At 39.3% G+C, this 14165-nt stretch carries 7 protein-coding genes and 1 pseudogene; 6 read left to right on the forward strand and 2 right to left on the reverse strand.

Annotated elements, in window-relative coordinates:
- Positions 1-7: 7 nt before the first annotated feature.
- Entirely contained in the window at positions 8-2674 is a 2667-nt protein-coding gene (locus BV375_RS30765) for a hybrid sensor histidine kinase/response regulator (protein WP_086767602.1), read from the reverse strand.
- 283 nt (positions 2675-2957) lie between these two features.
- Entirely contained in the window at positions 2958-7358 is a 4401-nt protein-coding gene (locus tag BV375_RS30770; RefSeq protein ID WP_208099215.1) for an amino acid adenylation domain-containing protein, read from the reverse strand.
- Between the two features lie 617 nt (positions 7359-7975).
- On the opposite strand from BV375_RS30770, the gene psbA reads away from it, so the two are divergent.
- From psbA to BV375_RS30800, 6 genes and pseudogenes are all read left to right on the forward strand, one after another.
- Positions 7976-9058, forward strand: a complete 1083-nt coding sequence (psbA, locus tag BV375_RS30775; RefSeq protein ID WP_086767604.1) for a photosystem II q(b) protein — start codon at positions 7976-7978, stop codon at positions 9056-9058.
- Between the two features lie 275 nt (positions 9059-9333).
- Positions 9334-10725, forward strand: coding sequence for a malic enzyme-like NAD(P)-binding protein (locus tag BV375_RS30780; RefSeq protein WP_086767606.1), 1392 nt, complete (start codon positions 9334-9336; stop codon positions 10723-10725).
- A gap of 150 nt (positions 10726-10875) precedes the next feature.
- Positions 10876-11790 carry a metallophosphoesterase gene (locus BV375_RS30785; protein WP_086767608.1) on the forward strand — a complete coding sequence of 305 codons (915 nt, stop codon included), beginning with the start codon at positions 10876-10878 and terminating at the stop codon, positions 11788-11790.
- Between the two features lie 71 nt (positions 11791-11861).
- Positions 11862-13199 carry an AAA family ATPase gene (locus tag BV375_RS30790; RefSeq protein WP_086767618.1) on the forward strand — a complete coding sequence of 446 codons (1338 nt, stop codon included), beginning with the start codon at positions 11862-11864 and terminating at the stop codon, positions 13197-13199.
- The gene (locus tag BV375_RS30795; RefSeq protein WP_086767610.1) at positions 13196-13846 is read left to right on the forward strand and encodes a retron system putative HNH endonuclease; all 651 of its coding nucleotides are present in this window, start codon (positions 13196-13198) and stop codon (positions 13844-13846) included. Before BV375_RS30790 ends, BV375_RS30795 begins: the two co-directional genes overlap by 4 nt.
- A gap of 66 nt (positions 13847-13912) precedes the next feature.
- Positions 13913-14119 (forward strand): annotated as a pseudogene (locus BV375_RS30800) (antibiotic biosynthesis monooxygenase); the annotation flags it as partial.
- Positions 14120-14165 lie beyond the last annotated feature (46 nt).

Genomic DNA, 14165 nt, shown 5'->3' on the forward strand with positions numbered 1-14165 from the left:
GAATCTTTTAAGTATTTATATATTTTTCTATAACAGCTTGAATTTCTTCTATTTGAAAACTTTGAGCTAAAGCTTGAATTTTTTGAGTAAATTGTATAAACATCCTATCCTTTTGTTCTAGTTTACTTAATTGGTTTTGTATAGCTTTTATTCTACCTTTTAAAGCTAGTTCATATAACTGTTGGAGTTCTTCAATTGGAGGAAGAACTATTTCTTTTGTCATTGGTAATGATGTTAGAGTTTCTTCATAAATCCATTCTAAATTTAGATAATTCTGTAATTTTTCAAATAGCTCAGATGCTTGCACAGGTTTAGGAAGAAAGTCATCACTGCCAGCATCTAAACTCCTCTGCTTATCAGAGTCAAAAACACTTGCTGATGATACAATTATCTTCAAATCTCCCCAATTCGGGGAATTTCGCAAATTTTGTATCATATCCAATCCATTCATGACTGGCATATTAATATCAGTGATTATCAAGTCAGGTACAAATTCAGCAATTTTCTCTAGTACTTCTTGACCATCTTCAGCCTCTAAAATTTCAAAACCAATGGGTTCCAATAGATTAACTAATACAGAGCGATTTTCCCAGTGATCGTCTACTATAAGAATTCTTCTCTTTTCGCCTTTAAAACTAAAAATTTTTCCTTGTTGAGAAACTTTAGATTTATCTGCCCATTCTATTGATTCAGGGACTTCTACATCAAACCAGAAGATACTACCTTTTTCTGGTTGGCTTTTTACTTCTATATTTCCACCCATGATCTCAACAATTTTCTGACTAATAGCTAATCCTAATCCAGTTCCTTCGGATTGTTTTTTTACATTACCTACTTGCTCAAAAGGTAAAAAAATTTTTTCTAGTTGTTCGCTAGTCATACCTACACCAGTGTCTTCTACCACGAAGCGAATATGGTAGGTTGATGGTTTGTCCTTAGTACGATTTTTACTATATTGAAACTTAACTTTAAATGTGACAGTACCTTTCTCAGTAAATTTGATAGCATTACCTAGTAAATTAATCAAAACTTGACGCAAGCGTTTTTCATCGGCTTGAATATCCATTGGCAGTTGCTCATCTGGTTGATAAACAAAGTTAATACCCTTTTGTTCAGCTTTAATGCGACAAATTTCAGAAACTGCCTGGAGAAAAGAAGGAAAATGAAAACTTGTAGGATACAATTCCATTTTCCGAGCTTCGATTTTGGAGAGGTCAAGAATATCATTAATTAGAGTTAAAAGGTGTGAGGCACATTGATTAATAATATTGATACCTTTCTGCTGTTTCTCTGTCAGATTTTTTGAAGCTTGCAGAATTTGTGCATATCCTAAAATTCCGTTCAGAGGCGTGCGTAGTTCATGGCTCATGTTAGCAAGAAATTCGCTCTTGGCACGATTGGCACTATCAGCTAATTCTTTGGCTTCCTTAAGTTCAACTGTGCGTTCCTCAACTCGAAATTCTAAGTCCTCGAATGACTCCTTTAATTGAAGTGTCATTTGCTTAAAAGACTGTGCCAAAATTTCTATTTCATCGGAATTATGCGACTCAAAATTTTGGAACTTGTGATGATTCGCAACTACTGTACCATCTTGACTCAAACGAAGTGCTCTTTGGGCATCAGCTTCTGCTAGCTTCTGGCACTCTTCAAGAATGGGTTGCAAACGATTATTGAGTTGACGGATAAATAAAGTTACGACTAATGCTAGTACCGTACCAGCGCCTAAAGCACCGCCAACTGCAATAGATAATACTGGGGCTAATACAACCGACTGGGGTACTACTGCTAGCATCAACCAGTTTGTTCCTTTCACCTTTTGAAACACCCAGTATTTACCCCTGTCTTGGATAAATCCATCATCATCGGCTTCAATTTTCTGCCATATATTCCTCAACTCTGGTATGTCCTTATAGGTAGCCAGTGACTTGGCTTTCTCTGGTTCTGGAGGATATGCCAGTAAATTTCCGTGTTCGCTTAAAATAACAAAATAACCGCCTCCTCTTGTTACAGGAACTTTTACTTTTTCACCTATAGCGGTTACATTGATATCTAATCCCGTTACACCAATTAAATTGTTATGATCATCAATTATAGGGCCTGTATAAGTTGTTAAAGTCAGCCCATACCATTTATAAGGCTCATACCAGATATCTTTTCTCGCTTTTACAACTTTCTGATAATAACTTTGCTTCTGGTAGTTATCGTCCTTAAAAAGTTCTGCATAACGGACATTATCATAGGGTTTTGGTAAAACTTTACCTATCTGACCAGAAGTTTTTTGATCGATATAAAAGTATGGCCAATACCATTGATTATGTGGCACAAGTTGGTAAGATGTTTGACCAATACCAAGCCCCATTGTTAGAGGCGATCGTTCTTGGAAGATATCAAAAACTAATTGTTTATAGGTTTGTGGATCTTTAATACCTTGATGGTGGATAGTTTTAACTGCAGCAGATAGGTTACGCATAGACTGTTCTACTCTAGCCAGCGATCCCTCAACTGACTTGACTTGTGTGCTTAAATTACCTTTAATTTCATCTTTAGCCCGACTTTCTAGTGCTTGATAGAAGAAGAACGACATGCTACCTAATCCTACTAAGGCACCACTCAATACGTGGAAAAATAGCCTAGAACCAATAGAGTTATGTATGAGCTTTTGCTTCATGGCCATAGCTACTATGCTGCTGAAACTGCATGATGTTGCTTTTTTATGTTTCCTAAGTTCTTATAATTAAGAGTTCCCCGATCGTTGAGTAGAATAACAATTGCCACGAAATTCCTGAGAGCATCATACAATCGCTTAATGCGGCGCATATAAGGAAAGCTATTCAATAGATTTCGATTTAACTTCTGCACTCTCAATAAAAATTTACTGGTGTCTAATTCATAGATAGATATTAGAGTGTATTGTTTAAAACTTGAGAATGCGGCTATAGCAGAATTATTCGTGTTATCTAACCTGCTTTAATCATCCGATTGACTTGCTGTTTCAATGATTCCTGCACTAATGAATGATTTTCTTCAGTATTGCCAATCGGAGGTTTCAAAAAGCCACTTTGTATGAAATAGGAAAAGTAAGCACTCAAAAGCTTGCTATCGGCATGGGGGCAGACGATAGAAGTCTCTTTCAGACCCTTGAGGGTATTTTGACAATCAAAGGCTTGAGATGTCAGCAGAAATGTTTCCAAATAGGTCATCTGAGTTTGAGTATTCTTTTCGGTAAATAGCGATTTAATAGGGATTAAAACATTTTCTTGAAATCTTTCTAGTTGTAGCAACTCAGCTTGCCATTCTTCATGTGGTAGTAATTGTATTGAGTAGCCTAAACCGCAGATTTCACTCACAAGCTGCTTCCAAGGAAACGGATGAGGATTGATAATATGGAAGGCCTTTCCTAAGGATTCTCGTTGTCTTGATAGATGTACTATTGCTTGACTGGCGTAGTCTATAGGAGTTATATTCACCCATTTATCCAGATCGGGTGCAGATCCCATTTGAATCATACCTTTGATGATTCTAGCCATTAGGTCGTTTGTGTGATAAGCACCTGTTTGACTATTACCTGAAATCATTCCTGGTCTGTAGATGCTAACAGGAATTCCTTGATCTTGAGCTGCTATGACTAGCTGTTCGGCAACCCATTTAGTTTGGGTATAACCCCTGGTTAGCTCTTTACCATAGGCTAAACGCTCATCTTCTCGGATCGCTGTCTTCCTCGGATGAAAGATTAGAGGCTTAAGTACATCAATAGTTGAGATAAAGTGAATAGGAGTAACTTTTCCCTGAGAAGCTAATCTCAAAATTTCTTGGGTTCCGAATACATTGGTAGGTTGCAATGCGCTGTAAGGATAAACTAGGTTTACGAGTGCCCCAGCGTGATAAATCAGATCAACCTTACTAGCTAAATCTTTAAAATCTTCGTCAGTTAATCCCAATAGCGGTTTTGATAAATCTCCGACTACAGAAATTATTCTAGAACTTAACTTATCGCTCCAAAGCATGTAACGTTCTAGATTGATTTGAATTTTTTGTCTACCTTCTTCAATATTAGAAGCGCGAACTAGGCAGTAAATATTTGCTGTTGTTTGTTGTATTAGCTCGTACAAAATAAAAGCACCTAAAAAACCCGTCGCTCCGGTTAAAAAGATATGCTCTGGTTCAATTGCTAATTCTACAAACTCTACTTGAGGGTGAATTGTTGGGTCTAGAATAACTTCACTCTCCCAGTCCACATGAGTTTCTTCTTTAATAGAAGGAGCATGGCTTGAGGTATCCAACATATCAATAGCTTTTATAAATCCAGCTATTGTTGGCTCCTTAAGAACATAGGACAGAGGCAACTCTATTTTCATCGTATTTTCTATACGAGACAGCAAATGAACTATTAATAGAGAATGCCCTCCCAGATCGAAGAAGTTATCATAGATTCCGATCGGTTCAATATCTAATATCTCAGACCAAATTTCAGCAAGTTGTTTTTCCAGCAAAGTGGTAGGTGCAATGTAGACCTCCGTGGAAATTGCTCGGTCTTTTTTGGGCTTGGGAAGCGATCGCCGATCGATTTTTCCATTTGATGTCAGGGGTAAAGTCTCCATGACTACAAATGCTGAAGGAACCATGTATTCGGGTAATTTCTCCCTAAGAAAGGCTTGTAAAAGGGGAACTACATTAATTTTGTCGTTTACTTGTATAGGATTATTAGCATAGGCGCTCCAAGGCTTCAATTCCCCTACTGACTCTGGCAACATCAAGATATTCTTTTGGTCTATTGCTTCTAATTGACTTTGCAATAGCACATCATAAGTACTAGGATTCCTGCACTCAGAGCAAGTAACTTCGGCACTATAAGGTATGTATTGGCCGATGGTCCAAAATTCTTCTGGATGTACCCCGTTATCTTGAGAAAACTGCTGCAACGATTGTTGTAATTCTCCTACTGTTTTTGGTCTGTTATTACTTGCTAATATTTCCACTGCCTTTATATCTAGGAAAATCCGAGCATCAGGCACATTGGTAATCTTGATAGTTTGTGGTTGCTGCTCTTGGAGTAATTGGCAAATTAGTTGAAGTGAAAGATTATGTTGTTGCCAATCCCAGCATAACGGCTCTGCGTGCGAATACATATTAGTTTCTATATGAAGAATGACATCGAAGCGAAACCTAGTCAGTTCATTTTGAGATTGACCTCGCTTGAGTAAGGTTTGAACATAACTGATCCGAGGGATATGTTGCTTGACAGCAGAAAAAAAATCTGGATGAAGTACTAGTTCTCTCTCGTGAAGAATTCGTTCTCTGATTAGCTGCTGGAGTTGATGGCTAGAAAGAGAAGAAATAGCTTGGTTTAGTTGAACTGCGCTGTGAAAAGTTTCTAGTAGCGGTAAACTACGAACGTCACCAATAAAAATTTGCCCTCCTGGTTTAATCAACTTGACAATCTTCTCAATGACCTGCAACAGATAATCCACGCTAGGGAAGTACTGAATTACAGAGTTGATAATCACCGTATCAAAGCTAGCTGGTTCTAATCCTTCAAGTTCATGGGCTGCGCCTTCGGATACCTTGACGTAAGACAAATCTTGCTTAACAGTCCGCAGTTGCTGCTCTATATGATGGATAGCTTCTGCCGAAATATCAGTACCTACGTAATGACTACAGTGAGGAGCAATGCGAAATAGAAGTAGTCCCTTTCCACATCCAACCTCTAATACTCGCTGCGGATGTAGAGAAAGAATGCGTTCAACCGTTGTGTCTACCCATTCACACACCTCATCAGCTGGTATGGGTAGACCAGTAAAACTATCATTCCAGCCAGCCCAGTCTTCTGGTGAATTGGTGTAGTTAGCATTCCACACCTTCTTCCATTCCTGAAGTTGCTCAGTAGAACAATGATTGATTGGTTTTGATGACTCCAACTCATCTTGGTGAATTTTAGGAACAACATAAGCGACCAAGCATTTATTTCCTGGTCGATCTTCTCTAGCAATCACTACTGCTTGTTTTACGGCTGGATGTTTGCTAATAGCTGTCTCAATATCTCCTAATTCAACTCGAAAGCCACGGATCTTAACTTGATAATCAATCCGGCCCATGAACTCAATATTTCCATCTGGTAGATAACGAGCTAAATCTCCAGTTTTGTAGAGGCGTGCCCCTGGCTCATTACTAAAGGGATTGGGAATGAACCTTTCACGAGTTAATTCTGGACGGTTGAGATAACCCCGTGCAACTCCGTAACCACCAATGTATACTTCTCCTGGTACACCAACAGGAGCGAGTTTAGGGCGATCGTGCTTGCGGCGTGCTGGCTCTTGTAGCAAATAAATCTGTGTGTTAGCAATGGGATGACCTAGAGGTACAAAGCTGCTACCAGGCTCTACTTTACATAGCATCGACCAGATTGTGGTTTCCGTAGGCCCATACATATTCCACAAAGAGCCACCCTTTTCCAGCAATTGATTAGCAAGCTCAAGAGTGATGGCTTCGCCACCACACAATATTTTCAGTTGCTTATTACCTTGCCATCCAGATTCCAGCAAAAGACGCCAAGTTGCTGGGGTAGCTTGGATGATTGTAGCTTCAGATTCAGTCAAAATTTTTGATAACTGTTTTCCGTCAGCAACTGCTTCACGACTAACCAATACAATGCGAGCACCTACAATCAGAGGTAAGAAAATTTCTAAAACTGCGATATCAAAAGAAATTGTCGTAATCGCTAAGAATATATCTTTTTGGGTCAACCCTGGTTCTTGCCGCATAGAACTGAGGAAATTTATGACGGCATGATGGGTAATCTGAACACCTTTGGGTTTACCTGTAGAACCTGAAGTATAGATGGTGTAAGCTAAGTTTTCAGCAGTTACTTTACTATCGGGATTTTCTCTACTGTATTGAGTAATCTGTTGCCAATCAGTATCTATACATACGACCCGTACATTTTCCAGCTTTGGTAATTGCTCGATTAGATGCTTTTGAGCCACAAGTATTGGTATCTGGGAATCTTCGATCATGAATTCCAAGCGTTCTTGGGGATAGCTAGGATCGAGGGGTATATAAGCTCCACCAGCTTTGAGTATACCTAGCAACCCTACGAACATTAAGAGCGATCGCTCTACACAAAGCCCTACTAAAGTCTCTGGTTGAACTCCTAACGTTCTCAGGTAATGGGCTAGTTGATTAGCTTTTTGATTAAGCTCTTGATATGTTAATTTTTGATCTTGAAAAATGACTGCTACAGCATCAGGGGTTTGTAATACCTGAAATTCTACCAATTGATGAATGGAAGGACTTTTCAGATCGCAAAGCAAAGATTTTTCCATATAACCAAATTTGGAAATAAAGATATTCAGAGTACTCATTAGTACCCTTTTGAATTTGTGGCAGTGCATTCCCTAATTTTTTGCAGTCCAGTCAATCTTGACTTAGACTTATAACTCTGTTTTGAAATTTACATTAGCTTCCTCGATAAAGCATGAAGAAGCATAATGAAAAAAATAGTATGTTTCATCTTATTAATAAATTTGGCTTGATAGCCTGAGTAATGCCACGGGAAACAGCTTTGAGCTACTTTATTGAGTGTTTTCCCAATATTGTGTAAATTTTTAAGTGATTTTACGTTTAGAGAAAAAATTTTTTCAAAAAACAAAAAAGAATTGAAATTATTAATTGCACTATATATAAAGATTGATATTGAAAAGCCTTGAGTATCGATAGTAATAAAACTTCATGAAATTATTATTGATAAATACAAAAAATTTATGTACAACCTGATATTAGAGCCGGGAAAATTTTTCCCTGTTTTCACACCGTCTCCCTAGGGAAATGGATGAGTAATATTTTATGGTGTGAGGCGATTTAGCACAGTCCCGGTGATTAGGGAGAAGGTATTTGGCAAACATCTTTGAAAACAGCATAAATTCTCAATTTTTGATGAATTGAGACAGCTTGTTGTTGTTAATTTAAAAACGATATAGCCATGACCACAACTCTAAGACGAGGCGAAAGCGGCAACCAGTGGGATCGGTTTACTCAGTGGATTACTAGCACTGAAAATCGGCTTTATATTGGCTGGTTTGGTGTTTTAATGATTCCCACTTTATTGACTGCTACAATTTGTTTCATTATTGCCTTTATCGCGGCACCACCCGTCGATATTGATGGCATTCGCGAACCAGTTGCTGGTTCTTTGCTCTACGGTAATAACATCATTACTGGTGCTGTTGTACCCACATCTAACGCCATCGGTTTGCACTTCTACCCGCTTTGGGAAGCAGCTTCGATGGATGAATGGCTTTACAACGGTGGCCCTTATCAACTCATTGTTTTACATTTTCTGATTGGAATCTTCTGTTGGCTTGGTCGGCAATGGGAGTTAAGCTATCGTCTAGGAATGCGTCCTTGGATTTGTGTTGCTTACTCTGCACCTGTAGCTGCGGCGACTTCGGTATTCTTAATTTATCCCATTGGTCAAGGTAGCTTCTCTGACGGAATGCCTTTAGGTATTAGTGGCACGTTTAACTTCATGCTTGTATTCCAAGCAGAACATAACATTCTGTTCCACCCCTTCCATATGTTTGGTGTAGCAGGTGTATTCGGCGGTTCTTTATTCTGTGCTATGCATGGTTCTTTGGTGTCTTCGTCGTTAGTTAGGGAGACAACTGAAGCTGAATCGATCAACTATGGATACAGATTTGGTCAAGAACAAGAAACCTACAGCATTGTAGCGGCTCACGGTTACTTTGGACGCTTAATCTGGCAATATGCCAGCTTTAACAATTCTCGTTCCTTGCACTTTTTCTTGGCTGCTTGGCCTGTAGTTTGTATCTGGTTAACAGCTTTGGGTATTAGCACGATGGCATTTAACTTAAATGGGTTTAACTTTAACCAATCAGTGCTGGATTCTCAAGGTCGTGTAGTTAATACCTGGGCGGATGTGGTTAACCGCGCCAACCTTGGTATTGAAGTAATGCACGAACGCAATGCTCACAACTTCCCGCTAGATTTGGCGGCTGGTGAGGTAGTGCCTGTAGCTTGGCTAAATTCTGCAATTCATGGTTAATACTCGGTTAATATAAATTAACAGCGCTCTCTAATTAGAGAGCGCTTTTTTCGTGGAATCACAGATAGACTCGGAGCAACTAAAGCTGTTGACAAAGGCATTCACCGGCCGCTGCTACGTGATTGAGCAGATGGGACAGAAAAATATCTGGTGTTGCCGAGTAAATTTACGAAATTGTGACTCGCTTAGATTAGTAAAATATGACATTTGAGATTTTAAAGAGATTATTAATAAGCAATTCAATATAAAATCTGAAATTTAAATCTAAAACCAAAATGGCAGACCTCACTCCTAATTCTAGTTTTAGTTTGACGCTCCGCTTGCAGATTCCCAATCGCGTGGGGATGCTGGCGTCAGTTACACAGGCGATCGCAGCTAATGGCGGGCTACTAGGACAAATTGATTTAATCGAGCAAACCCGCAAAGAGTCCACCCGCGATATTACTGTGGATGCTGCTAGCACTGAACAAGCTGAAACCATTGTGCAAGCAGTCAAAGCATTACCGCACATTCAAATGCTGAATGTGTACGATCGCACCTTTAATTTGCATCGCGGGGGTAAAATCAGCATTACCAGCAGAATTCCCTTAAGAAGTGTTTCCGATCTTGCAATGGCTTACACGCCAGGAGTAGGTAGGATTTGTACAGCGATCGCCCAAAATCCAGAGGAAGTTCATAACTTAACCATCAAAAAAAATACCGTTGCTATTGTCACTGATGGTAGTGCTGTTTTGGGTTTAGGAAATCTGGGACCGGCGGCGGCTTTACCAGTGATGGAAGGTAAAGCAATGCTGTTCAAAGAATTTGCTGGAATTGATGCTTTTCCTATCTGCTTGGCAACTCAAGATACAGATGAGATTGTGCGGACAGTAAAAAATATTGCTCCCGTTTTTGGTGGGGTAAATCTGGAGGATATCGCCGCCCCTCGCTGCTTTGAGATTGAACAGAGACTACGGCGGGAATTAGATATACCTGTGTTTCACGATGACCAACATGGTACAGCAATTGTTACCTTAGCAGCCTTGTTTAATGCCTTGAAAATTGTACATAAGTCAATGGCAGAAATACGAATTGTGATTAACGGCGCTGGGGCGGCGGGAGTAGCGATCGCGCGATTACTACGCAAAGCTGGGGCAGAAAAAATTTGGATGTGCGACTCTAAAGGTATTATCTCTAACAGTCGTACTGACTTAACAGAAGAAAAGCGCGAATTTGCAGTTAAAGCCCAAGGTACTTTAGCTGGTGCAATGCAAGGATCTGATGTATTTATCGGCGTCAGCGCACCAGGAGTTTTGACGGTAGAAATGGTGCAATCGATGGCGAAAGATCCAATTGTGTTTGCAATGGCAAATCCGATTCCAGAAATTCAGCCAGAGTTAGTCACAAAAGATGTTGCTGTTATGGCTACCGGTCGCAGTGATTACCCGAATCAAATCAATAACGTTCTCGCTTTTCCGGGAGTATTTCGCGGTGCTTTAGATTGTCGCGCACAAACAATTACCGCCACAATGTATCTGGAAGCTGCAACTGCGATCGCATCTTTAGTTAAACCTTCAGATTTAGATCCGGAACATATTATTCCTTCAGTATTCGATAAGCGAGTCGCCGCATCTGTGGCTGCTGCTGTGCAACAAGCAGCGCGTCAAGAAGGTGTAGCGCAGAGTTGATGAATTTAGGGGATGGGCAAAGTTGTCCATCCCTTTAAGATTTACCATTGCTTGATAACGTTTCCCAAATTCAGCGTTTAATAAGTAGATCAGCTTTTTACGGTGACTTGTACTTAAGCTAAACTGACTACTTATTGAATTTGATGTTTTATGAACCTAAAACGCCGTCAATTTTTATTGTTAACTAGCCTTGGAGCCATCACTACAGGATTAGGCTGGATATTAACTCGGCAAAATACTCAAAGCGCTGATTTAACTGAAGCAGACACAGCGATCGCCGCCAATCCCCTCAAAAAGGACTTGCTACTACGTTTTGTCTCAGTTGCAGATACAGGCACTGGTGCTAAAGGACAATATGCTGTAGCTAGGGCGATGACTCTTTATCAAAAACAAAATCCTTACGATTTAGTAGTTTTAGCTGGAGATAACATTTATAACAACGGTGAAATTGAAAAAATTGGTGAGGTGTTTGAGCGTCCCTATCAAGATTTGCTCAAGCGAGGTGTGAAATTTCAAGCTTGTTTAGGTAATCATGATATTCGCACTGCCAATGGCGAATTACAACTTAAATATCCCGGCTTTAATATGAAGGGACGCTACTATACATTTAGCCGAGGAAATGTACAATTTTTTGCCCTAGATACTAACGGTAATGCTGACTGGAAAAACCAACTAGCTTGGTTAGAAAAACAATTAAGCCTCAGCAAAGCTTCCTGGAAAGTAGTATTTGGACATCATCCAATTTATGCATCAGGAGCCTATGGCAGTAATCCAGATTTTATTAAAACCTTTACTCCCCTATTTCAAAAATACGGCGTACAACTTTATATCAACGGACATGAACACCATTATGAACGCACCCGTGCCATTAATGGCACGACTTACTTAATCTGTGGAGCAGGTGCAGGTAATCGTCCTGTAGGTAAAAATGAATGGACAGAATACTCTACGAGTAATTTAAGTTTCGCCGCTTATGAAGTGTATGCAGATAGAATAGAATTAAGCGGCATTGGCACTGATAACCGCGTTTTTGATAAGGGAGTTATTAAGTTAAAGTCAGCTTAATCCTTGTTTATCTAATTATATGTATGGTGGGCAATGCCCACCTATTAATTACTTTCAACATTATTAAGACGATGAAAGTCAAGCGCCTAAAAATGCAATCCTTTCGTGGAATCGATGATTTGACGCTGAAATTTGATCAGACAGTTGCAACTGTACTTATCGGTATAAATGGCGTTGGTAAATCTAGTATTCTTGATTGTATTGCTATTCTTTTGTCACTTCTGATAAGAGAGATTTCTTATGCTGAATCAAGAAGGGTAATAAAAGGAGGAGTCACTTTTCAATTAAAATCCAGGAATGAATATGAACAAGCTGTTCCTGGTCAGCCTGATATCAAAAAGCGCGTGTTGAGTAAAGAGGATATCACCAATGGATGTCAGAAAACACTAAACGAGATTAGTATTTTACTGGAATCGAGGCCATCCACCTGGGTTATTGAAAAGAGTAACAATGAAAGTAGCGAGAAAGCAAACTACGAAAGTAAAGAGTTTGATGTGATTGCTCAAGATATTTATCGTCGGTGGAACCAGAATCAGAAGACTAACTTACCTTTAGCAGTTTATTACCCAGTTAATCGTGCTGTTATTGATGTTGATTTGGAGATTACAGAGGCAAATTCACTTAAACAGATAGATGCTTACGATCAGGCTCTAAATGGATTACGAGTCAACTTCAACAGATTCTTTCAATGGTTTCGATCTTTGGAAGATTTGGAAAATGAAGAAAGGCGAGATAACCTTGACTATCGAAATGCTCAACTAGAAGCTGTGAGACAAGCTATTTATTCACTAATTCCAGGCTTCTCTAACTTAAGAGTGCGTCGTTCTCCTTTAAGAATGACTGTCAAAAAAGGTCAAGAAGAACTTATCGTTAATCAGCTATCTGATGGAGAGAAATGCTTATTAGCAATGGTAGGAGATTTAGCAAGACGTTTGGCAATAGCTAACCCAGGTTTATCAGAACCGCTTCAAGGTTGTGGAGTTGTTTTAATTGATGAAATTGAACTGCACCTACATCCAAAATGGCAACGAGAAATTATTCCAGCTTTAACAAGAACATTCCCCAATTGCCAATTTATTGTTACTACTCATTCCCCTCAAGTAATTAGTCATGTCAAACCTGAAGGAATTTATATTTTAGAAAAAACCAATGAAGGTGTTATCGCCAAACGTCCAGAAAGTTCCTTTGGAAGAGATAGCAATCGTATTCTAGAAGACCTCATGGATGTTCCAGAACGTCCACAAGAAATTAAGACAAGTCTTTTAGAATTGTTTCGACTGATTGATGCAGGAAATTTGGAAGGTGCTAGGCAATTACGTCAAGAGTTAGCAGCCGAAATTGGAGTAGATGAACCGGAGTTTGTACGAGCAGATGTACTCATCCGACGGAAGGAAATTCTCAATCGATGAAGTACATTAAAAAGAATCAAGAGCCAGAAAAATTTAGCAATTGGAAGGCTCTAGAAAATGATGATTGGAAACCTAATTGGGATGATAATTTTCAGAAACCTGAGAAAGTAATTGTGCATGATTCTCTGCTACAAGAACAGGGATATATCTGCTGTTATTGTGGAATGCGGATCACCAGAGAAACAAGCCACATAGAACACTTCAAGCCCCGTAGCAGCTATCCAAATTTGGCGCTGGATTACACAAATCTCATCGCTTCATGTCAAGGAGAAAGTGAAGAACCTCCTCCCGTTCCCGTACATTGTGGACATGAGAAAAAGTATTGGTACGATAAGCATCTGATGGTTTCACCTCTGGAAATAAACTGCAATGAGTTCTTTAAATATCCTGCATCCGGCGAAATTCAACCAACAAATGATCCAGCTAAACAAGCTGCTGCTGAAACAACGATTGAGAAGCTAGCGCTCAATATTAACAAGCTGCAAAATATGCGGAGAGTAGCAATGGATGCTGCATTGCTGGGTATTGAAGATTTGACTAATGAAGAAAGACAGCAGCTTGCTGAAGGCTATGAGCAACTCGATAGTAACGGGCAATATACTCCGTTTTGTGCTGCAATTATCTATTTACTGAAGAATTATTTTTAATCTGCTATGGTGTACGCGATCGCACTATACTAAACGGCATTATCTTCAGTTTTCAGGAAATAGTTTATGATTCTTGAGGCAGTGATGCTTCATGTTAAACCTGGGATGGAATCTGATTTTGAATATTCTTTCAAAAAAGCTTCCAAAATTATTTCTTCAATGAATGGATATTTATCCCATGAACTCCATCGCTGCATCGAAGTTAATGGTAGATATCTATTACTTGTTAGATGGGAAACCTTAGAATCTCATACTGTTGGATTTCTCAGAGGGTGACAACCTACCTATAAAGGTTGCTGCATAAGGGATAGGGCATAGA

It is taken from the genome of Nostoc sp. 106C (assembly GCF_002154725.1).
Taxonomy (GTDB): domain Bacteria; phylum Cyanobacteriota; class Cyanobacteriia; order Cyanobacteriales; family Nostocaceae; genus Aulosira.